The sequence below is a fragment of the Kitasatospora sp. NBC_01539 genome (genome assembly GCF_045040525.1).
In the GTDB taxonomy this organism is placed as follows: Bacteria; Actinomycetota; Actinomycetes; order Streptomycetales; family Streptomycetaceae; genus Kitasatospora.
This window is the reverse complement of record NZ_CP109390.1, coordinates 4,909,521-4,930,602: the sequence shown is the minus strand read 5'-3', so window position 1 is coordinate 4,930,602 and position 21,082 is coordinate 4,909,521. Positions and strand designations below refer to the sequence as shown.

Below are 21,082 nucleotides of genomic sequence, written 5' to 3'. Positions count from 1 at the left end.
TGCGGGGCACATCGCGCGCAGGACACGGGTCGCACTGTCCTGTTACCCGAAAGAAGGACAAGCGTGCCGATTTCCCGGGGCGGAGAGGCGGTCTCTCTACCGTCGGTGGGGTGACGAGCTTGCTTGAGAACCCGGTGTCCGTCGGGTCCCCGGTCCTGGACGCCTACGGACGGCACGTGGACGGGCTGTTCACCTACTGCCTGTCCGTCCTGTGCGAGCACGACGCCGCGGTGGCCGCCGTGGGCGAGGTCCGCGACCTCGCCCTGCGGCACGGCGACCGGCTGGCCGACGCGGACATGCGACGGGCCTGGCTGTACGCGCTGGCCCGGCACTGCTGCCTCCGGCGGCTGGAGAACGGCGCGCCGCCCGGCATGGTGCCCGGCACCGCGGGCGGCACCACCGAGGCCCGCGGCACGGAGGCCCACGGAACGGGTGCCGGCACGGCCGCCGACTCCTCCGGCACACCGGCCGGCCCCTGGACCACGGCGGGCTCGCCACGCCCGGCGCGCCCGGCCGTCCTCGCGCAGCGGCGCGAGGAGCTGTCCCGGCTCGCGTGGCCGGAGGCGGCGGGCACCGGCCCGGAGCAGCGGGAGGCCCTGGAGCTGGCCGTCCGTCACCGGCTGACGCCGGGCGAGGTGGCGGCCGTCCTGGGGATGTCCGCACCGGCGGCCGCCGAGCTGCTGGCCGCGGCCGGCGAGGAGGTCGGCCGCACCCGGACCGCGCTGCTGGTGCTGGGGGTGGGCAGTTGTCCGGAGCTCGCACACCTGGGCGGTGTGGGGGCGGAGAGCTGGCGGGGCTGGGTGCTCGGCCCGGCGCTCCGCCGTGAGCTGGTGCAGCACGTGGTGGAGTGTCCGACCTGCCGGGGGACGGCCGACCGGGTGGGCGGCGCCCTGGAGCACGGGCTCGACGGCCTGCCGGGGCTTCCGCTGGTGTCGGCGCCGGTGACCGTACGGGTGGGTGCGACCCCGTCGCAGGTACCGGAGGGTGCGGCGGGCGCGGCGTTCCTGGCGGGAGCGGCGGCCGGGCGGCGGCTGGCCGCGGCAGCCGCGGCGGCGGGCGGGCGGCCGCCGGTGAGGTTCGACCAGCGGGGCTTTCCCCGGCACCGTGCGGCCGGCGGCGGCAGGCCGCTGGTCCGGCAGCGGGTGGTGACCGCCGGGGTGCTGGCGGCGGTGCTGACGGCGCCGGTGGTCGCGCTGTGGGCCGCCCACCGGGGCGGGGAGGGTGTCGGCTCGGCGGCGCCGGTGTCGTCCGTCCGGGTGTCGACGCCGCCGGCCGACTCGGGTGCGGCCGACGTACCCGGGGCGGGTGGGGCGGACACCACGGGCCCGGTGGAGGGGCTGCAGTTGGCAGGAGCGTCCGCTGAAGAAACGTTGCTGCCGGTGGTGGAGGGGGCGGCTGTCCCGGTTCCCTCGCACGGCGCGGGCCCGCTCGCCGGGGCCGAGGTGGCACCGGTCCCGGTCAGGCCGTCCGCACCGGCCCCCGGCCTGCTGACCGTGGAGGCCAGCGAGTGGGAGAACCGCACCGTGATCACCCTCACCAATTCCGGTGGCACCACGATCCGGTGGCACGCGGTGGTCGGCGCCGACTGGCTCCGTCTCAGCCGGGACGAGGGCACGCTGGAACCCGGCCGCCGAATCACCCTGACGGTGACCGTCGACGAGGCGCGGGTGCCCGCCGGCCACTGGACGGCACGGATCACGCTGCCGCCGTCCGAGGCCGTGGTCACCCTGGAGGGCGGACCGGTGCAGCGCGGCGGCCAGTCGGGCGGTCCGCAGGACGGCACCGGCGGCCCGTCCGGGCCTGCCGACCCCGGCTCCGGACCGTCCAGGGGCACCGGTCCGGCACCGGGCGGCACACCGACCGGGGGCCCGGACCCGAGCCCGGACCCCGGCCCGGGCGGGACCGGCTCCGGCGGCACCGGCACCGGCACTGGCACCGGACCGTCGGACCCGGGCCCCGGCGGTGGCGACCCCTCCCCCGGCCAGGACGGACCCCCGTCGGCACCGCCCGCGACGGGCGACGACCACGCGGACCGGGGCGACGGCAGCACCGGCGGCGGCCCGGCGGGCAGCACGGCGACGCCCTGACGGCACACGCCGGACGGCTGCGCACCCGGCGGCGCTGCCCACGACCGGCCTTCCCCGGGCTCGCGGAGCGGCGCCGCGCCGCCGGCGTCAGCGCTGCGCCGCCGGCCCCCGCCCGGTCGGGACCGGCAGGGCGGCCTCCCAGACGGGGTCGAGTGCGATCGCCTGCAGCCTGTCGACCCCGAGCGGCGGATCCGTGCGCTCCGCCAGACCACCCGGCCGACCCGAGTTCCACTCGGTGACGGAGACCCGCCGGCCCGCGGGCGTGGCCAGCAGGCACGACCAGAACCGCGCCTCGGTGCCGCGGCGTCCGGACTTCCAGATCAGCAGTGCGGAGCCGTCCTCCAGGTCCTTCCGGGTGCACTGCATGCCGGTCTCGGCGGGGTCCTCGCAGACCGTCGTCTGCTGCACCGTCCGGTAGGTGTCGCGCCAGACCGCCGTCCGGACGGCTCCGGTGCCCTCGCCGTCCTGCACGGTGACCTCCACCAGCGGGGCCGCTCCGCCCTGTTCGGCACCCGACGACCCGGCGTCCCGGACGTCGACGACGGTAAGACCCCGCAGGTGCGCCCTGAGGGCCTCGGCCATCTGCTGGTCCGTCATGCCTCCGGCGGTGATCCCGCCGGTGGGGACGGCGCTGCCCACTGCCCGTTCCCGGCCGGGCACGGGCAGGGCTCCGATCGCCGCGGCGCCGCCGACGATCGCGGCGAGGGCGAGCGCTCCACCGAGCACGGTGGTGGCCCGGCGTCGGCGCAGCGCCCGTCCGCGTTCGACGGCACCGATCAGGATCAACGGCCGGTCGGCCTGAAAGCCGTCGCCGACGTGCCGGAAGAGCTGGGTGAGCTCGTCCTCGGGGAGGCTCTCGGGCGGTTCGGACATGGGCTGGTTCACCGTCTCTGCGGTCGTGGCCGGGTGGGGTGTCGGTGGAGGCGTGGGCTCGGGCGGTCGGTCCGGTGGTCGGGCGGTCCCGGCGGGGGCTGCGGTCCCGGCGGGGCTGCGGGGCGGGCCGTCGGACGGGATCCGCCCGGCCCGGGCCGGGCGCCAGGGCACCCGGGCCGGGCGGCCGGACGCCGGTCAGCGCGGCGCGAGGTCGTGGAGGTCGGAGCCGAGCAGGGCGCGCAGCCGGGTGAGGGCGCGTGACGTCCGGGTGCGGACGGCGCCGGGGCTGGACCGGAGCAGCTCGGCCGTCTCCTCGACACTGACGTCCTCCCAGTAGCGCAGGACGAGCACCGCGCGGTCGCGCGGCGAGAGCCGGCCGAGGGCGCCGAGGAGGGTGACCCGGAGCGAGGTGTCGCCGTCCAGGCCCGCGATGTCCGGCAGTTCGCCGGTGGGGCGCTCCGCGCTGCTGCGCCGCCGGACATGGCTCAGGAAGTGACGGTAGAGGACGCCCTGCGCGTAGGCGGCGGGATTGTCGATGCGCCGTGCCGCGGACCGCAGGCCGATCCCACCGGGCCAGACGGCGTACATGCGTCCCAGGGTCTCCTGGACGAGATCCTCGGCCAGGTGGGTGTCACCGCCGGTCAGCAGGCAGGCGGAACGGTACAGATGGCCGGTGCGGGTGGCCGCGAACTCCAGGAAATCCTCGTCCCGGCCGGCGCATACCGGACCTCCCCTGGCCATGACCGCTCTCCCCCGTACGCCTCGCCGTCCACCGGCCCTGTCTCTATGACGCTCCGGCCACGGTGCGGCGTTACAGGGGTGGCCGACTTTCTCCGGCGCCGGGTCCGCCGGGCGGCGGTCCCCAGCCGCGCCCCGGCGCCTGCGGCACTCCGCCAGGAGTGAAACCGCGTGTGCGGGCGGGCGGGCGGGGACAGGTGCCCGGCATGGACATCCTGATTCTCGGTGGCTCGTCGTTCCTCGGCCGGGCCTACGTCACGGACGCGGTCGCCCGGGGCCACCGCGTCACCACCTTCAACCGCGGTGTGAGCGGGCCCGACCACGAGGGTGTCGAGGCCGTGCACGGCGACCGCAACGCGCCGGACGACCTCGCCCGGCTGGTCGCCGACCGCAGCTGGGACGCCGTCGTCGACACGTCCGGCCAGCAGCCGTACGCCGTCGCCCGGACCGCCCGGCTGCTGCGGGACCGCGCCGGGCACTACAGCTTCGTCTCCTCCGTCCACGCATTCGCCGAATGGCCGGCGAAGGCCGTCGACGAGTCCGCACCGACCCTCGACTGTCCGGCCGACACGCCACCCGACCAGCCGCCTGCCAACGCGTTGAAGGCGGGTTGCGAGCGCGCGGTGACGGAGCACTTCGGCGATCGCGTCAGCCTGCTCAACTGCGGCCTGCTGATCGGCCCGTACGAGAACGTGGGACGGCTACCGTGGTGGCTGGAACGGATCGCCCGGGGCGGCCGGGTGGTGCTGCCGGGCGATCCGGGGCGGGCCGTGCAGTTGATCGACGCCCGGGATTTCGCCGCCTTCGGCCTCGGGCTGCTGGAGAGCGGCCGGACCGGCCGGTACGTCACCACCGGGCCGACCGGCGGGACGACCGTGGGCGGGCTGCTGCAGGCCTGCGTCGATGCCACCGGCGCCGAGGCCGAACTCGTCCCGGTGGACGACGACACGCTCCTCGCGGCGGGCGTCCAGCCGTGGACGGAACTCCCCCTCTGGACGCCGGACAACCCCGACTGGGCCGGCATCTGGCAGGCCGACACCTCCCGGGCACGGGCCGCCGGCCTCCGGACCCGGCCGGTCGAGGAGACGGTGCACGACACCTGGGCGTGGCTCAGGCGGCGCGGCCCGCGCACGACGCCGTACACCCAGGGCAGCACGCCGCTGGGCATCGCCGCGGAGAAGGAGGAGAAGGTGCTGGCGCAGGCGCGCTGACGGCTCCGAGCGGGCAGCGACCGCACGGTGCAGCACGCGGTTCAGGACCACGCGTTCCTGGAACACGCGCTCCAGGAACGCGTGGCACCGGCCCGGGCCGCTCGGGCCCGGGCCGGGGCAGCTCCGCGGGCGTGTCAGTGCGAGCGGCGGGTGACCAGTTCGGCGAGGGCGAGCAGGTCGTCCGCGGCGGACGGATCCGGGATGGCCTCCGCCAGGTGGGCGATGGCCGCGGCCATCCGCTCGCAGGACTCCCCCTGTGCCCAACTCCGGCCCCCGGCGCGCTCCACCGCCGATGCGGCGGCCTGCAGTTCGGCGGGGCCGAGCGGGCGGTCGAGCGCGTACAGCGCGGCGAGTTCCGCGGCCGCCGGGGTGCCGGAACCGAGCGCGTATACGACCGGGAGCGACTTCTTGCGGGCCGCCAGGTCGGCACCGACCGGTTTGCCGGTGACGGCGGGATCGCCCCAGATGCCGATCAGGTCGTCGATCAGCTGGAAGGCGAGGCCGATCTCGCGGCCGAAGGCGTCCATGACGTCGGCGACGCCCTCCCCGGCCCCGGCGTAGAGCGCGCCGATCGCGCAGGCACAGCCGAGCAGTGCGCCGGTCTTGCCCTCGGCCATGACCAGGCATTCGGCGAGGGTCACGTCGGTGCGCTGCTCGAAGGCGCAGTCGGCCTGCTGGCCCGCGCAGAGTTCGACCACGCAGTCGGCGAGTCTGCGGATGGCGGCCGCGGCGGCCGGGTGGTCGTCGTCCGCGAGCACGCGGAGAGCGAGCGCGTGCATGGCGTCGCCCCCGAGGATCGCCTCCGTCGTGCCGAACACCCGCCAGGCGGTGGGCCGGTGGCGGCGCGTACGGTCCCGGTCGATGACGTCGTCGTGCAGCAGGGTGAAGTTGTGGACGAGTTCGACGGCCGCGGCGGCCCGGACGGCGCTGCCGGGGATTCCGCCGGCCGCCTGGGTCGCGGCGAACACCAGGGCCGGCCGGATCGCCTTGCCGGACCCGGCTGCGCTGGGTGTCCCGTCCGCCTCCTGCCAGCCGAAGTGGTAGGCGGCGATGCGGCGCATCATCCCGGGCAGGGAGTCGACGGCGGCCCGCAGCGCCGGGTCGACCGTGCTGCGGGCACGGGCCAGCACCTCCCTCGCCTCGTTGCCGTCGGTGTGGTCGCGTTCGGGCGCGGTGATCCCCATTGGTCCTCCCCCTGGGTGTGGTCGGCCCGGGCGGGGGCGGTCTCGGCCCCCGCCGGGCCGGCGGTGGTGCTCGTCGGTGGTGCTTGTCGGTGGTGCTTGTCGGTGGTGCTCGTCGGTCGGCGGCCGTCAGCGGCGGACGCCGAGCTCGACGTTCTCCAGTACGCCGAGGGCGTTCGGCACGAGGATCGCGGCCGAGAAGTACGCCGTGACGAGGTAGGAGATGACGGCCTTCTCGTCGATGCCGGCGAAGCGCACCGACAGGCCGGGCTCGAACTCGTCGGGGATGCCGGTCTGGTGCAGGCCGATCACGCCCTGGTCGTCCTCGCCGACGCGCATGGCGAGGATGGAGCTCGTGTTGCCGTCGGTGATCGGGATCTTGTCGCAGGTGAGGATCGGCACGCCGCGCCAGGCGGTGACCGTGCGGCCCTGCACCTCCGTCGACCCCGGGTACACGCCGCGCCGGTTGCACTCGCGCCCGAAGGCGGCCACGGCGCGCGGGTGGGCCAGGAAGAACCTGGTGCCGCGCCGACGGCTGAGCAGGTCGTCCATGTCGTCGGGGGTGGGCGGTCCGGACCGGGTCTGGATGCGCTGTCCGTGGTCGGCGTTGGCGAGCAGGCCGTACTCGGGGTTGTTGACGAGTTCGTGCTCCTGCCGCTCGCGGAGGGCCTCGACGGTGAGGCGGAGCTGGTGCTCGGTCTGGTTCATCGGCTGGTTGTAGAGGTCCGCCACCCGGGAGTGCACCCGCAGGACGGTCTGGGCGATGCTCAGCTCGTACTCGCGCGGGGCGAGCTCGTAGTCCACGAAGGTGGTGGGCAGTGCGTGCTCGCCGACGTGGCCGGCCGAGAAGGCGATCTCGGCCTCGCCGTGCTTGTTCTGCGGCTTGCGGGCGCCCTCGGCGTACGCGCGGATGCGGTCGCGCAGGGCGGGCGATGCCGCCGCGAGCCGGTCGAAGGCCGGCCGGGGCAGGGCCAGCAGGGTGCCCGCGGTGGTGGCGCGGAGGTCGGCGGGCCAGACGGCGCCGCCGTGGGCGAGCGCCTCGTCGCCGAGGTGGTCGCCGTCGGCGTGGGTGCCGAGGACGGTCGGTTCGCCGTACGGCCCGGTGCCGGCCCGTTCGACCTTGCCGTGGGCGATCAGCAGGACGTCGTCGACCGGGTCGCCCGCGGCGGCGAGCCGCTCGCCGGCGCTGAACTCCCGCTGGACGAACGCCTCGGCGAGGGTGGTGAGAAGGGAGTCGTCCTCGATGCCGTGGAGCAGCGGCAACTCGCCCAGGGTCGGTGCCAGGACCTTCACCGCGGAGCCCGTCCAGACGAACGCGACGCGGCCCCGTCCGACCGCGTGGCTGAGTCGCCGGTTCACCCGGTAGGTACCGCCGGAGACCGGCACCCAGGGCAGCATGCGGAGCAGCCAGCGCGAGCTGATCTCCTGCATCTGGGGGGCGGACTTGGTGGTACTCGCCAGATTCCGCGCACCGGCCGTGCTCAGGCTGGACTGCTCCCGAGTTTGCGGAGCACCCCCCTGTGCGGGAATACCGAGGCTGGTTTCGGTCGACATGAAGAACCCTTCGCACGGAGCAGGTGCGCACCGGGGACGCCACCTTGCGAAATCATGCTGACGCCCGTTCAGCCCTGTCCGCAATCACTCGTACGAGTGGTCAATTCGGCCCCACATATCGTACGAACGAAGGGAATGCGCGATAAACGGGGAAGGCGGCCGGATCGGCCGGTCGTATTCGGCCACCCCCGGAAGGCGTCATGCGCACGCCATCACGATGCCGCGGCCGCGCGTCGCCCCGGACCGGTCGAGCGGTTGCCACCCTGTCGGCCGGTATGGATTTCATCTGATCGCAACACGGCAGGCGCCGCCGTCACAGACATGTCACGGCTCACCAACTATCCTGGAGTTCAGGGCGTGTTGACCGTCAGGCGCACAGACCCCCCACCCACCGTTCACCCGGCCCGGCCAGAGCGCTAAGGTGCCACCTCAAGAGCGCGGCATGACGCCGGCAGGCAGGCCGCCCCGACCGCGCCCTCCCACCGTTGCGCCCTTTTCCAGGGAGACTCCCGTGAGCGCCCCCGTTCGCGTCTGGCTGAACCGTACCTTCGCCGAGAACGTGTTTTTCATCGACCTGCTGCGGTCCGCCCCGCGCCCGGTCCAGATCCATGCCACGCACGTGGACAACGACTCCCCGGTGCTGGCCGCCGCGGACTTCGGCTCGCTCGAACCCGACGGCCTCTCCCCCGAGGCCTATGTGGAATTCGCCCTCGAATTCTGCGCCCGGCACAGCATAGACGTCTTCGTCCCGCGACTGGGTCAACTCGCGATTTCCCTGCGCCGCCGGGATTTCGAAGCGATCGGCACCGCCCTCGTGTGCCCGCCGGCCCCGGCCATCGCGGTCTTCGAGAGCAAGGTGGACGGCTACGCGGCGATGGCCGCGGCCGGCCTGCCCGTCCCGCTGTGGCGGCACGTCCGCACCGCCGACGACCTGCTGGCGGCCGTCGAGGACATCGAGGCGGACGGTTCGACAGCCTGCCTCAAGCCGGCCACGGGCGCGGGCGGCGAGGGCTTCCGGGTGCTCACCCGCGAGCCGTTCAGCCTGCGGCGGCTCACCGGCTTCCCCGACGCGCGCGTCCAGCTCGACCTGGTGCTCGACGCGCTCGACAGGAGCCCGGAGCCGGCCGACCTGCTCGTCATGCCGCTCCTGGAGGGGCCGGAGGTCTCGGTCGACTGCCTGGCCTCGCCCGACGGCCGCCTGCTCGCCGCCGTCGGCCGCACCAAGACGCGCCGCCGCCGCACCTTCACCACCGATCCGCGCTACCTGGAGCCCACCCGGCACCTCATCGAGACCTTCGACGTCGCGTACCTCTCCAACGTCCAGTACCGCCACCACCACGGCCGGCCGGTCGTCCTCGACGTCAACACCCGCCCGTCCGGCGGCCTGCACCAGCTCCGGCTGTGCGGGCTCAACCTGCCCTGGCAGGCGGTGCAGCTGGCGCTCGGCGAGACCCCGGCCACGGCCTACCCCGCAGACCTGCTCGACACCGAGTACACCCTGGTGTCCGGCATCCAGCCGGTCCTGCCCCGGCAGCGCGCCCACGACTGGGAACCTGCTCCGGCCGCCGCCGTCTGACCCCGGCGCGCACCGGACGGGCCCGGCCGGTCAGCCGGTCGGGCCGTTCCAGTCCAGCGTGGGCGGCAGCACACCCTCCAGGGTGAGCAGCCACTTCTTGGTCTCCATTCCGTGCGGCCCGCCGCCGAACCCGCCCAACCCGTTGGCCGCGACGACCCGGTGGCACGGCACCAGCAGTGCCAACGGGTTGGCGCCCATCATCTGCCCGACCGTCCGGGCCGCCGTGCCGGGCTCGGTGACGTCGTCGAAGACCCCGCTGCGCGCCGCGAGTTCTCCGTAGGTGATGGTCCGGCCGAAGCCGACGTCGGCCAACAGCCGCTGCAGCACGGTGCGGTGCGGCCCGGCGGCGAACCGCCAGTCGATCGGCAGGCCCAACTCCCTCCGCTCACCGGCGAAGTACTCGGCCAGCCGGTCGTTGACCGCGGCGATCCTGCGCTCGTCGGTGCACACCGGTGCGCCGACCTGCTGCCCGGCCACCGACTCCCCCGCGTACGCGACCGTCGCCACCCCCTGCGAGGTGACCGCGAGCCTCATCGGCCCGGTGGGGAGCGGAGTTCGGACGGTGATCCAGGACAGCTGATCCATGCGGCCGAACCTACCCCGCGGCGGCCGGGCGCAGCACCGCCGTGTCGAAGACGACGGTGGATTCCGCCACCAGGCCGTCGCGGAGGGTCATCCGGTCCACCCCCTCCCACTGCAGCGGCGCGCCGCCGACCGTGGCCGTCGCCCGCCAGGCGACGAAGCTCGTCGCGCCGTCGCGGGCGTGCGCGACCACCGCGAGCCGCAGGTCAGGCAGTTGGTCCAGTGCGCCGGCGGCCTGGGCCCGCCACTGCTCGATGCCGCGGATCGGCTCGGCCCGTCCCGGCCAGTGCATCACGATGTCGGGCGCGCTCAGCCCGTCGATCGCGGCCGGGTCGGGTGCCGCCCAGAATGCCGCCCAGCGGGCGACGAACTCCTCGTGCGCGTCGGCCATGACGCCCCCATCACATACTCAAAGTACGTACTGTCAGTATGGAACTTACGTACCGCTAGTCTGCGTGTCAACGGGAGGGTCGACGGGAAGGGCGGAACGATGGCGCGGCGCACCCAGGCGGACAGGTCCGGGACGACCACGCGGCAGATCGTCACGGCCGCCGCCGAACGCTTCGGCGGCGCGGGGTACGCAGCCGTCTCGATCGACGACGTCGCCCGGGCCGCCGGCCTCACCAAGGGCGCCGTCTACCACCACTTCGACGGGAAGACCGCCCTGCTCCGGGCCGTGTTCGCGCAGGCCGACGAGGACCGCGCCCGACGACTCGCCGAGGCCGCGGCGGGCCTGGGCCCCCGCGCCGCCCTCCGCGCCGGCTGCCACGCCTTCCTGCAGGGCTGCCTCGACCCGGCCGCCCGGCAGATCCTGCTGCTCGACGGCCCGGCCGTCCTCGGCTGGGCCGAGGTCCGGGCGATCGAGGCCGAACACTCCGTCGCCCTCCTGGAGCGCGGCGTCGCCCGCGCCATGCCGGGGCACGACCCCGGGATCCGCACCCACCTGCTGCTCGGCGCCCTCTGCGAAGCGGGCATGCTGCTGGCCAGGGCCGCGGACGGACCCGCGGCCCTGGCCGGAATCACCGCCGAGCTCGACGTCCTCCTCGACGCCCTCCTCCACACCGCAGCCGGGCACTGACCCGGCCGGGCGTGCTCAGAGGTGCGCCGCCAGGTACTCCGAGAGCTTCCCGCACCAGGCGGTGAGCTCCTCGCGGGAGTGCTCCCGCCCGGCGCACAGCGCGGCGACCTGCGTGTCGCTCATCCGGTCGATGCCGGGCTCCCCGAGCATCCGCGCCATCTCGCCGAGCATGGCGGACATCCGCTGCGCGTCCTCGTGGCTGAGCATCACCAGGGCATCGGTGTGGCTGATCGTGACGGAACCGGGCATCTCGGCCTCCCGTGGCCTCGGGCCTTGTCTCAGGCGTCCTCCGGTGGTCCCCCGTCCACCGTACGACCGCACCGCACCCCTCGCCCGGGGGGGTGCCTCTATGTCCTTCGTCAAGGACGTGGTGCCGGATTTGGTGCCGTTTGGGGTGGTCATGCGGCGAGGGTGACGGCTGGCGTTCGGGACTCGTAGAGGGTGCCGTCGCGGAGCATGGCGAACAGGACGCTGATGCGTTGGCGGGCAAGTCGGAGGAGGGCCTGGGTGTGGGTTTTGCCGCGGGCTCGTTGCTTGTCGTAGTAGGTGCGGGAGGCGGGGTCGGCGTTCATGCAGGCGAAGGCCGACAGGAACATGGCGCGCTTGAGCTGCCGGTTTCCTCCTCGGGGTGCGTGTTCTCCGTGGATGGAGGTGCCCGACGACTTGGTCGTGGGGGCGAGGCCGGCGTAGGAGGCGAGGTGGGCGGCGGTGGGGAAGCCGGAGCCGTCGCCGACGGTGACCAGCAGGACGGCGGCGGTCCTGACACCGACGCCGGGCATCGACGTCAGGACCGGGGAAAGAGGGTGGGCCTCCAGCAGGGTGCTGATCTGGGCTTCCAGGGCCCGCCGCTGTTCCTGGACGGCCGCGAGCGATCGGGCCAGGGAGGGCACGACGATGTCGAGGGTGCCGGTCCCCGGGACCACGACGGTCTGCTCGTCCAGCGCGTCGAAGACGTCGTCGATCAGCCGCTGGGCCATGCGCGGGGCCTTGGGCCGGATGAGTTCGACGAGTCTGCGGCGTCCCGCTTTTCTCAGGGCGGCCGGGGATCCGTGGCGCTCCAGGAGCCAGGTGACGGCCTGGTGGTCGAGCCGCGGTCCGAGGACGCGCTCCAGGCTGGGGTGGAACTGGGTGAGCAGGCCGCGTATCCGGTTGGACGTGCGGGTGGCCTCGGCAGCGAGGTCCTGGTCGAAGCCCACCAGGACGGTCAGTTCGGCGGTGATCTCGTCGGTCAGTTCCAGCGAGCGCAGGGTGTGCGGAAGGGTGCGGGCGGCGTCCGCGATCACGGCGGCGTCCTTGGCGTCGGTCTTGGCCTCGCCGGGGTAGAGGTCGGCGATCCGGCGCATGGCGAGGCCGGGCAGGTAGGCGACCTTGCAGCCCGCGTCTCGCGCGACGGTCAGTGGCAGGGCGCCGATCGAGGCGGGCTGGTCCACGACCACCAGGACGGTGCCGAACTTCGCGGTCAGCTTGTCGAACACGGCTCGCAGCTTCGGCTCGCTGTTGGGCAGCTGCTTGTCGAGGACCTTCTTCCCGGCCGGGGTGAGCCCGTGGCCGTGATGAGTGCTCTTGCCGACATCCAGGCCGAGGAACACGCCCACGTTTTCCGTATCGAACATCGCGCCCCTCCAGGCGGGTTGAACGGGCCGGCCTCGGCATGGGTGTCGTGCGCGCGCATCCACGTTATGCAGACCTGCCGCCCGCGGACTGTCCGGCGTTGCGCCGGACCGGACGGTGGCCGGACCTCTCATCAGCGTCTCCGACGGCACCTCCCGGGCCCGGTGACACCACCCCCCAGGTCATCTCTTCGACAGGGGGACACAGTCATGCCGGGCCCGGAGGCCAGCGGCCCTCTTGCAGGACCGCGAAAAACATAACGGGGGCGGGCGCGAGGCGGCCCCGTCCGCCGCCGGTCACCCGCGCCGCCGCACCGCCGGCATGCCGCACGCCGTCGCAGGGGCCGCACCCCGTCACGTCTCGCAACGCCTGCCGCACGGGGCCTCCGTGCAGCGGGCGGCTCCGCTACTTCCGCATGACGGCCGGTTCCTGTCGGCGCAGGAGGGCCAGGACGGCGAGGCCCAGTGCCACCGAGAGGGCGACCAGCATCACCATGCAGCGGAGCCAGCGGGCGCGGTCGGGCCGGAACAGCGGGTCCGCGGTGATCCCGGTCGGGAAGACCGTGTGCAGGTCGACGGTCTGGGCCATGGCGGCCAGACCCCAGCGGGACGGCACCAGCCAGGCGAACTGCTCCAGGCCGGGCACCCCGTGCAGCTTGAGCATGGCGCCGCTGAACACGATCTGCACCACCGAGAGGAGCACCAGCATCGGCATGGTGGCCTCCTCCTTGCGGACCAGCGCGGAGACCAGCAGGCCGAGCATCATGGCGGTGAACGAGAGCAGCGCGACGGCGATGATCAGCTCGACCAGCGGCGGCATCATCACCCCGCCCTCCACCTGCTTTCCGTCCGGAAGGGTCGGTGCGAGGTCGACGCCCGCCAGGCCGACGGTGGTCAGCACCGCCGCCTGCGCCACCGTGACCGTGCCCAGCACCACCACCTTGGAGACCAGGTAGGCCGATCTGGACAGGCCCACCACGCGTTCCCGCCGGTAGATCGGCCGTTCCTTGACCACCTCGCGGACCGCGTTGGCGGAGCCGGTGAGCAGGCCGCCGATGCAGAGCGTCAGCATGACGTTGACCGCGTTCTCCGAGGAGATCGATGCGCCGGCCATCGCCCGGCACATCAGGCCGATGAGGAACGGCAGGACGATCATCACGGTGAGGAAGAGCCTGTCGGCGGCCAGCACCGAGGTGTACCGGCGGACCAGCGTGGACAGCTGCGAGAACCATCCCTGCGGCTGTTCCGGACGGATCGGGCTCCCGGCGGCGCGGCCGCCGTCCGGCGCGGCCCGCTCCCGGGGCTGGACGGCCGGGACCGCCCCGGCGGCCACGTACCGCTCGTACTGCGGGGACTCACGGAACCGGCGCTGCCAGGCGGCGCGGTCCTCGCTCTCGAAGGCCTCGAAGGCCTCCGGCCACTCGGTGAAGCCGAAGAACGGCAGCGCCTCGTCGGGCGGGCCGTAGTAGGCGGTCCGGCCGCCGGGCGCCAGCACCAGCAGCCGGTCGCAGACGTTCAGGCTGAGCACGCTGTGGGTGACCACGACCACCGTGCGGCCGTCGTCGGCCAGGCCGCGCAGCATCCGCATCACCGAGCGCTCCATGCCCGGGTCCAGTCCCGAGGTCGGTTCGTCGAGGAAGAGCAGCGACGGCTTGGTGAGCAGTTCCAGGGCGACGCTGACGCGTTTGCGCTGGCCCCCGGAGAGGCTGGAGATCACCAGGTCGGCGCGGCCCTCCAGGCCGAGTTCGCGGACCACCTCCGCGACCCGGGCTTCCCGCTCGTGCCCGGTGGTGTCGCCGGGGAAGCGTAATTCGGCCGCGTAGGAGAGTGCGCGGCGCACGGTCAGCTGTGTGTGCAGGATGTCGTCCTGCGGCACCAGGCCGATCCGGCGGCGCAGTTCGGCGTAGTCGCGGTAGAGGTCGCGTCCGTCGTAGAGGACGGCGCCCTCGTCGGCGGGACGCAGCCCGGTGAGCGCGTTGAGCAGGGTGGACTTGCCGGCGCCGCTGGGGCCGGCCACCGCGAGCAGCGACTTCTCGGCGAGCGGGAAGCCGACGTCGTCCAGCAGCACCCGCCGGTCCGGGCCGACCTGGACCACCAGGCCCTGGACGTCGAGCGAGACCTCGCCGGTGTCGGTGTACTCGACCAGTTCCTCGCCGGAGAGGCAGAGCGCGGAGTGGCCGATGCCGATGATGTCCGCCGGGCCGACGAGGGCGCGTGTCACCGGGCGGCCGTTGAGGTAGGTGCCGTTGTGGCTGGCCAGGTCGGAGATCTGGTGGCCGCCGTCCGGCAGGGTGTGCAGCTCGGCGTGGTGCCGGGAGACGTCCAGGTCGCCGAGGACGAGGTCGTTGTCGAGGGCCCGTCCGATCCGCACCGTCCGGCCGGGCAGCCGCAGCACGGTGGTCGGCCGGCGGAACACGCCGGAGGCCTGCGGGGCGATCAGCGAGGTCCGCTCGCCGGCGACCGGGACGGGCAGGTCGGCGAACGAGGCGGACGGGCCGTCGGCCGGGTTGCCGAACCGCAGCCGACTGCCGGGGCCGATGTCCTGGTGCCGGGTCCGGCGTCCGCCGGCGAACGTGCCGTTGGTGCTGCCGACGTCCTCCAGCAGCCAGTGTCCGTCGACGGCGCTGAGCACGGCGTGATGCCAGGAGACCCGGGGGTCGTCGAGGACGATCTCGCCGGTCGGGTCGCGGCCGACGTGGTACGCCCGGCGCGGATCGATCAGCTGCGAGTCCGTGTCGGTGACGAGAACCAGTGGCGGCGCGGTGGGTGCGCCCGGGCGCTCTCCCATGGTGCGAATTCTATGATCGATCTTGTAGGAGTTCGAGCCGAGCCGCCCGGCGCGGGCGCGGGACGAGCCGCTCACTCCGACTTCAGATCCCCCTGACCACGACACGATCCCCGCAGAGAAGTCTCATGTCCTCCTCGTCGGACGGGAAGATCGTGACGTCGCCACGCTGACGCAGCGCCGCTGCGGCGGGAGCAGCATCGGTGGCGTACTCGTACCCGGGCGGACCGGCCACCTCCAACAGCTCGATCGCCTCCCCGCGATCTCCCTCGTCACCGGCCCGACTGCGATCCTGGAGAGGGCCCATGCCCGTGCGGCTTCCTCACCATGCCCGCCTTCCCACCAGCCGACGAACTCGTGCAGATGATCCCTCTCACGCTGACGCTCCACGGCCTGCGCGACATACCGACTGAAACCCCCCGGCCCCACCTCGGCGCGGATCTCCTCGGCCAGTTCCTCCGGCAGCGTCACCGTGTACTTCTTCGTTGCCGTACCGGTCGTCATGCCGACCGGCCGGCGCAGGCGAGCCGTCGTGCCCACCGCCCCGCGAGTCATCGCGCCGCCCACGCGAACGGCCCCGGACGAGTCGTCCGAGGCCGGCGGTGAAGCTCCCGGGAGGCCGAAGCTCATCCGAGGTGGAGACGAGAGCCCCCTGTCGGGTTCGAACCGACGACCCCCGCTTCACAAGCTCGACCATGCGTGCCCGTCAGCTCGTAAGGATGGCCTTCTCTTGCCACCCTTGCTCGCCATGTACGCGTGATAGTCGACATCCGTCCGCTGTCGTTGGTGTCAGCAGGCGATGTCAGTGGAACAGCGTCGGGGTAGCCCATGCCCTTTCGTCCCGAAGCAACCCGGACACCCGCCCCACGTGGGCCGAACATCGGCCGACCTGTGCCAAAACTCCCCGAACGTCCGTATCTGTCCGCTGAAGTACGGGTACGTTGTAGCGCAGTTGGACACTCAGCCCGGCGGTGGACCTTCCGGCGCGTGCTACCGCTGTCGGCTATCACCAGTCACGCCACTCATCCGTGATTGCATACTGGTCGACGCCGTGGCGCCCCGTAAGCGCCGGGACATCAATACTGCTGTGTGCAAGTACCTGATCGATGTAATCGCACAGCTGCTCTCGTTCGCCGGTCTCGTAGGCGGCGTGATCGGCAACGACACCCGGGCGGTGGTGTGACCGCCCGTCACCGCCGCCGCAGATAACCCGTACAGTTGTTCGTAGACGTGCACTAGCATTCCCCGCGCCCGCCGAGCGGCGTTCGACCGGAACGCCACCGACGGGGACTCCAAGGGGAGAGCACCACGTGAACAGAACCCTGGCCGCACGCACCCGTGCGGCCTTCGCCTCGGTCGCCGCGGCCGGCCTCGCGCTGCTTGCCGTCGCCGCGCCCGCGCACGCGGCCGGCGGCACGCCGACGACGCCGACCAACCTGTACAACGCGTACCAGGCGTGCTCCACCGACCAGGCCAAGCCCGTGTACGTCGCGGGGCGTGCCGGTCTCACCGTGGAGGGCATCCCGGGCTACACCGATCTCGGCGTCCGGTGGGTCACCGAGCAGTTCCGGGCCTGGCCGGTCTCCGACCCGTCACAGGTCGTCACCGCCGAGCGGCCGTACTCCTACCTGGGCAACGAGGCAACGGCCACCCTGGGCGGCTACAACGCTCCGCTGCTCGACGGTGAGACCTACGCCTGGCAGGCGCGGACCGTGGACGCGGACAGCAGTGCCGCCTCCGACTGGTCGGCGCCGTGCTACGTGGCCACCGACGACACCTTCCCGAGCGCGGCGCCGACCGTCAGCTCGCCGAACTACCCGGAGGGGCAGCAGAACCAGGGCGGCACCCCGATCAAGCTCACGTTCGGCGCCAACGGTGTGAGTGACGTCGCCGGCTACGCGTTCACCTGGGTCGGCACGTTCCCGGTCCCCGGAGTCGCGTCGATCGGGGAGCACGGCATCCCGGAGTACCACGACCCGTACGAGACCAGCCCGAACTACTTCGCCCGGGCGGACTCCCTCGGCGGCTCGGCCACGGTGGACCTGATGCCGCCGTACAACAGCGGATTCCTGGTCCTACGGGTGGCCAGCCTGGACCGGGCGTTCAACATGTCCCAGCCCACGACCTTCTACGTCTCGGTCAAGCCGGACGCGCCAACGGTCACCAAGGTCTCCAACTCGCCGCAGTACGGCAAGAACGCGATCTTCAAGCTCACCCCCGACCCGGGTCTCCAGGCGGTGAGCCCCGTCGTCAGCTACACCGTCCAGCACCTCGGGCAGAGCCAGTCGCAGACCACCGTCAACGCCTCCACGAGTGGAATCGCCGAGCTGAAACTCACGCTGGACGACCCGTACGGTGACATCCTGCTCGTGACCTCCACCAGCGCGAACGGCTGGGTGAGCCAGCAGCAGTGGTGGAGCACCGGTGGCACCGACACCTCCCCGACCGTGACCTCGGACATCTATCCCGAGAACGGCTCGGGCGGCGGCGCGGGCGTGCCCGGCACCTTCACCTTCACCCCGAAGATCAAGGGCGCGGTCAGCTACACGTACTCCGTCAACTGGGGCGAGGGCACCACGGTGAAGGCCGGCGCCCGCGGCGAGGCGCAGATCTCGTGGACCCCGACCGACAGCGGCTGGTACGCCCTGGAGGTCTACGGCACCACCAAGGACGGGGCCCAGACGGCTCCGACCGACTACTTCTTCACCGTCAACTGACCTGTTCTGCCGGTCCGGAGGAGCGCTGGCTGCGGGCCTGCGCCCCTCCGGCGTGCTACCGGGCGTCGTGGCGCTCGCGGGTCGACCATGCAGAACTACCGCCGGCACATCGAGGAACATCTCTTGCCGGAGTTCGAGGACAAGGCGCTTGCGGAGATTGGCCGGACTAACGTGGAAGTTCGGGCGGAGAAGGAGCGGGTTCTCTACACCGCCTCCAGCGTCAAGACGTGGCACGGCACATTGCACCTGATCCTGGCCGATGCCATCGAGGACGGCCTGATCACGGCGAACCCGGCGATCGTCGGGACCGCCTGCAACTGAAGTGCTGCTGCGTTGACGCTGCCAGGAGAGAGCGTCTGCGATGAGCTGCATTGAGTTCACGATGACGACTGCGCCAGCAGCCGCCGACCGAGCATCCTTCCCTGGCTTGTTGGCGTAGCCGATGGTCGCCACCCCGGCCGCATCACCAGCTTCGACGTCTCGTGCGGCGTCACCAATGAAGACACACTCTTCCGGCTTGCTGGCGGCGGCGTCCATGGCCTCCAAGAGGAGCCTCGGATTGGGTTTCATGGACGAGGGGTCGCCTGGGGCCCACCCGAACACACCGGCCACGTAGTCGCTGAGGCCGTGGTCGGCGAGATACCGCTCAATCGCGACACCTGCGTTGTTGCTGACGACCGAGACAGACCGGCCGGACCGAGCACATGCCCGCAGAACCGATTCGCTGCCCGCGTTGGGTCGCCCGACGCGCACCGCCTCGGTCTCCAGCTCCGCCAGTGCACCGTCTGTCGCTTCCGCAAGGTCTGGCCTGGCGTCCGCAACGAGACGGAGAAGGGCAAGCGGGTCCGTTTCGGTCTCGACCCCAGCGGGCGCTGATGTCAGGCTGAGATGTCGAAAGGCCCCGGACCGCTCGCGGTCCGGGGCCTTTCTGCGTTTGCGGGCCACTGACCAGCACAAACCGGGGAGCCCCCTGTCGGGTTCGAACCGACGACCCCCGCTTTACAAGAGCGGTGCTCTGGCCAGCTGAGCTAAGGAGGCACGGTGACCGTCCGCGGCAGGCCACGGCGGCACCACCGGCAGTGTAGCGGGCCGGTGCGGCGCGCCGGGGGTGGTTTCCGCCGGTGGGGCAGGGTGCGCGCCGCGCGATTTGGGTGGTGTGTCCCGGTTGTGATCGGACCGATGCGGAAATCGGCCACCGGCGGGGGCTGACAACCGGATGAACGTACGGGTACCGTCGCGGAGAACCCCCCGACGTGTTCAAGTCCTGAACACCGCACGGGCGGCGACCATCCACCTTTACTCGGATCGTCCGGCACGTTCCTGCCGGTGAAGGAGAGCAGAACCATGGCTTCCGTCACGTTCGACAAGGCGACCCGCCTGTACCCCGGCGGCACCAAGCCCGCCGTCGACGGCCTCGACCTGCACGTCGAGGACGGCGAGTTCCTCGTCCTCGTCGGCCCCTCCGGCTGTGGCAAGTCCACCAGCCTCCGCATGCTGGCCGGCCTGGAGGACGTGAACGGCGGCGCCATCCGCATCGGCGACCGCGACGTGACGCACCTGCCGCCGAAGGACCGCGACATCGCGATGGTCTTCCAGAACTACGCGCTGTACCCGCACATGACCGTCGCGGACAACATGGGCTTCGCGCTCAAGATCGCCGGCGTCAACAAGGCCGAGATCCGCGCGAAGGTCGAGGAGGCGGCGAAGATCCTCGACCTCACCGACTACCTGGACCGCAAGCCGAAGGCGCTCTCCGGCGGTCAGCGCCAGCGTGTCGCGATGGGCCGCGCGATCGTCCGTGAGCCCCAGGTCTTCCTCATGGACGAGCCGCTGTCGAACCTCGACGCCAAGCTCCGCGTCTCGACCCGTACCCAGATCGCCGGCCTGCAGCGCCGCCTGGGCATCACCACGGTCTACGTCACCCACGACCAGACCGAGGCCATGACCATGGGTGACCGCGTCGCGGTCCTCAAGGACGGTCTGCTGCAGCAGGTCGACGCCCCGCGCCACATGTACGAGCGCCCCGCCAACGTCTTCGTCGCCGGCTTCATCGGCTCGCCCGCGATGAACCTGGTCGACGTTCCGCTGGTGGACGGCGGCGTGAAGTTCGGCGGCTCCGTCATCAACATCTCCCGCGAGGACCTGGCCGGCGCCGGTACCGACAAGGTCGTGACCGTCGGCATCCGTCCCGAGCACTTCGAGATCGTCCCCTCGGGCGGCATCGAGGGCGTCGCGGTCACCGTCAACGTCGTCGAGGAGCTCGGCGCGGACGGCTTCGTCTACGGCACCACCAAGATCAACGGCGACGACCACGACCTGGTCGTCCGCGTGCACAGCCGTCAGGTGCCGCAGAAGGGCGAGACGATCCACGTCGTCCCGACCGGCGGCGAGACCCACGTGTTCTCGAAGAGCACGGGCGAGCGCCTGAGCCGCTGACCCGGCCGACGGAAGGGCCCCGCCGGACACGTTCCGGCGGGGCCCTTCCGCATGTCCGCCCGGGTCCGCGTCAACCTGATGGACGCGCAGAACAGGACACCTGTCACTCATTGGTGTAACGGAGCGCGCCGCGACGGCCACCCAGCGCTACGCTCCTGTGCGTGAAACAGCTCGTACGCCGCATCGGCCAGACCGTGGCCCTCACCCTGCCCGTGATCCTGGTGACCACCGGCACACTCGCCGTGACCCGGGTCCCGTGGGCCCCGCCGACCGGGCTCGACCAGCAGGTGGTCGCGGCGTCCAGCAGTGACGGCACCATCGGCCGCACCTCGACCACGCCCGACAGCCCCCGGGACGCGCTCCGGACGGACCTGCTCAACGAGCTGGACGTCCACAACCCGGGCACCGCGCTCGACCTGCTGGAGCGCAGCATGCGGGAGAAGCCCTCGCTGACCCCGTACTGCTCCGACCTGGCGGCCGAGCTCGGCCGCGCCGCGGTGCGCAAGTACCAGGGCGACGCCCAGCGGGCCCGCTCCTTCGCCCGCCCGGTCTGCGACGGCTCCTTCGCCGCTGGCGCGTCCTGACGCCGGTACGGCACCCGGCCTGACGCCGCCCCGGGCACCCGGCCCGACGCCTGTACGGCCCTGCCCGGCA

The 21,082-nt window shown here is 72.6% G+C and carries 17 protein-coding genes, 2 tRNA genes and 3 pseudogenes; 8 read left to right on the top strand and 14 right to left on the bottom strand.

The window, feature by feature from the left end; genetic code table 11:
• Positions 1–110 precede the first annotated feature (110 nt).
• Positions 111–2,087, top strand: a complete 1,977-nt coding sequence (locus tag OG335_RS21320) for a BACON domain-containing protein (RefSeq protein ID WP_405012717.1) — start codon at positions 111–113, stop codon at positions 2,085–2,087.
• An 87-nt stretch (positions 2,088–2,174) separates the two neighbouring features.
• Here OG335_RS21320 and OG335_RS21315 read toward each other — a convergent pair whose 3' ends face one another.
• Both OG335_RS21315 and OG335_RS21310 read right to left on the bottom strand, forming a co-directional pair.
• Positions 2,175–2,960 carry a hypothetical protein gene (locus OG335_RS21315; protein ID WP_405012716.1) on the bottom strand — a complete coding sequence of 262 codons (786 nt, stop codon included), beginning with the start codon at positions 2,958–2,960 and terminating at the stop codon, positions 2,175–2,177.
• A 195-nt stretch (positions 2,961–3,155) separates the two neighbouring features.
• Positions 3,156–3,701: a SigE family RNA polymerase sigma factor gene (locus OG335_RS21310; RefSeq protein WP_405012715.1), complete on the bottom strand. Its 546-nt coding sequence runs from the start codon at positions 3,699–3,701 to the stop codon at positions 3,156–3,158.
• A 203-nt stretch (positions 3,702–3,904) separates the two neighbouring features.
• On the opposite strand from OG335_RS21310, the gene OG335_RS21305 reads away from it, so the two are divergent.
• Positions 3,905–4,909: an NAD-dependent epimerase/dehydratase family protein gene (locus OG335_RS21305; protein ID WP_405012714.1), complete on the top strand. Its 1,005-nt coding sequence runs from the start codon at positions 3,905–3,907 to the stop codon at positions 4,907–4,909.
• A gap of 134 nt (positions 4,910–5,043) precedes the next feature.
• Here OG335_RS21305 and OG335_RS21300 read toward each other — a convergent pair whose 3' ends face one another.
• The gene (locus tag OG335_RS21300) at positions 5,044–6,093 is read right to left on the bottom strand and encodes a family 2 encapsulin nanocompartment cargo protein polyprenyl transferase (protein ID WP_405012713.1); all 1,050 of its coding nucleotides are present in this window, start codon (positions 6,091–6,093) and stop codon (positions 5,044–5,046) included.
• A 126-nt stretch (positions 6,094–6,219) separates the two neighbouring features.
• Positions 6,220–7,644 (bottom strand): family 2B encapsulin nanocompartment shell protein, encoded by a 1,425-nt coding sequence (locus tag OG335_RS21295; protein WP_405012712.1) that lies wholly within the window; start codon positions 7,642–7,644, stop codon positions 6,220–6,222.
• A gap of 511 nt (positions 7,645–8,155) precedes the next feature.
• Here OG335_RS21295 and OG335_RS21290 point away from each other — a divergent pair.
• A complete protein-coding gene (locus tag OG335_RS21290) occupies positions 8,156–9,220 on the top strand; it encodes an ATP-grasp domain-containing protein (protein WP_405012711.1) in 1,065 nt (354 codons plus the stop codon).
• A 30-nt stretch (positions 9,221–9,250) separates the two neighbouring features.
• Here OG335_RS21290 and OG335_RS21285 read toward each other — a convergent pair whose 3' ends face one another.
• Complete coding sequence (locus OG335_RS21285) at positions 9,251–9,805, bottom strand: methylated-DNA--[protein]-cysteine S-methyltransferase (RefSeq protein WP_405012710.1); 555 nt, start codon at positions 9,803–9,805, stop codon at positions 9,251–9,253.
• 10 nt (positions 9,806–9,815) lie between these two features.
• Positions 9,816–10,193, bottom strand: a complete 378-nt coding sequence (locus OG335_RS21280) for a nuclear transport factor 2 family protein (RefSeq protein WP_405012709.1) — start codon at positions 10,191–10,193, stop codon at positions 9,816–9,818.
• A gap of 99 nt (positions 10,194–10,292) precedes the next feature.
• Here OG335_RS21280 and OG335_RS21275 point away from each other — a divergent pair, with 99 nt between their 5' ends.
• A complete protein-coding gene (locus tag OG335_RS21275; protein ID WP_405012708.1) occupies positions 10,293–10,880 on the top strand; it encodes a TetR/AcrR family transcriptional regulator in 588 nt (195 codons plus the stop codon).
• A gap of 15 nt (positions 10,881–10,895) precedes the next feature.
• Here the strand turns inward: OG335_RS21275 and OG335_RS21270 are convergent, their stop codons facing one another.
• The 6 genes and pseudogenes from OG335_RS21270 to OG335_RS21245 form a co-directional block, all read right to left on the bottom strand.
• Positions 10,896–11,129 carry a hypothetical protein gene (locus OG335_RS21270; protein WP_405012707.1) on the bottom strand — a complete coding sequence of 78 codons (234 nt, stop codon included), beginning with the start codon at positions 11,127–11,129 and terminating at the stop codon, positions 10,896–10,898.
• Between the two features lie 149 nt (positions 11,130–11,278).
• A complete protein-coding gene (locus OG335_RS21265; RefSeq protein ID WP_405012706.1) occupies positions 11,279–12,493 on the bottom strand; it encodes an IS110 family transposase in 1,215 nt (404 codons plus the stop codon).
• 403 nt (positions 12,494–12,896) lie between these two features.
• The gene (locus tag OG335_RS21260; protein WP_405015474.1) at positions 12,897–15,278 is read right to left on the bottom strand and encodes an ATP-binding cassette domain-containing protein; all 2,382 of its coding nucleotides are present in this window, start codon (positions 15,276–15,278) and stop codon (positions 12,897–12,899) included.
• Positions 15,279–15,360: 82 nt separating this feature from the next.
• The gene (locus tag OG335_RS21255) at positions 15,361–15,582 is read right to left on the bottom strand and encodes a hypothetical protein (protein WP_405015638.1); all 222 of its coding nucleotides are present in this window, start codon (positions 15,580–15,582) and stop codon (positions 15,361–15,363) included.
• A gap of 17 nt (positions 15,583–15,599) precedes the next feature.
• Positions 15,600–15,779 (bottom strand): annotated as a pseudogene (locus tag OG335_RS21250) (hypothetical protein); the annotation flags it as partial.
• Between the two features lie 142 nt (positions 15,780–15,921).
• Positions 15,922–15,999: transfer RNA gene (locus OG335_RS21245), tRNA-His, on the bottom strand.
• 586 nt (positions 16,000–16,585) lie between these two features.
• Between OG335_RS21245 and OG335_RS21240 the strand changes: the two genes are divergently transcribed.
• Both OG335_RS21240 and OG335_RS21235 read left to right on the top strand, forming a co-directional pair.
• The gene (locus tag OG335_RS21240; RefSeq protein ID WP_405012705.1) at positions 16,586–17,992 is read left to right on the top strand and encodes a hypothetical protein; all 1,407 of its coding nucleotides are present in this window, start codon (positions 16,586–16,588) and stop codon (positions 17,990–17,992) included.
• An 81-nt stretch (positions 17,993–18,073) separates the two neighbouring features.
• Positions 18,074–18,289 (top strand): annotated as a pseudogene (locus OG335_RS21235) (LacI family transcriptional regulator); the annotation flags it as partial.
• Positions 18,290–18,433: 144 nt separating this feature from the next.
• On the opposite strand, the pseudogene OG335_RS21230 reads toward OG335_RS21235, so the two are convergent.
• Positions 18,434–18,937, bottom strand: a pseudogene (locus OG335_RS21230) (HAD family hydrolase); the annotation flags it as partial.
• A 19-nt stretch (positions 18,938–18,956) separates the two neighbouring features.
• Positions 18,957–19,030 (bottom strand) — tRNA-Thr (locus OG335_RS21225).
• Positions 19,031–19,336: 306 nt separating this feature from the next.
• Between OG335_RS21225 and OG335_RS21220 the strand changes: the two genes are divergently transcribed.
• Together OG335_RS21220 and OG335_RS21215 are read left to right on the top strand one after the other, a co-directional pair.
• Complete coding sequence (locus OG335_RS21220) at positions 19,337–20,428, top strand: ABC transporter ATP-binding protein (RefSeq protein ID WP_405012704.1); 1,092 nt, start codon at positions 19,337–19,339, stop codon at positions 20,426–20,428.
• 161 nt (positions 20,429–20,589) lie between these two features.
• Positions 20,590–21,012 carry a hypothetical protein gene (locus tag OG335_RS21215; RefSeq protein WP_405012703.1) on the top strand — a complete coding sequence of 141 codons (423 nt, stop codon included), beginning with the start codon at positions 20,590–20,592 and terminating at the stop codon, positions 21,010–21,012.
• Positions 21,013–21,082 lie beyond the last annotated feature (70 nt).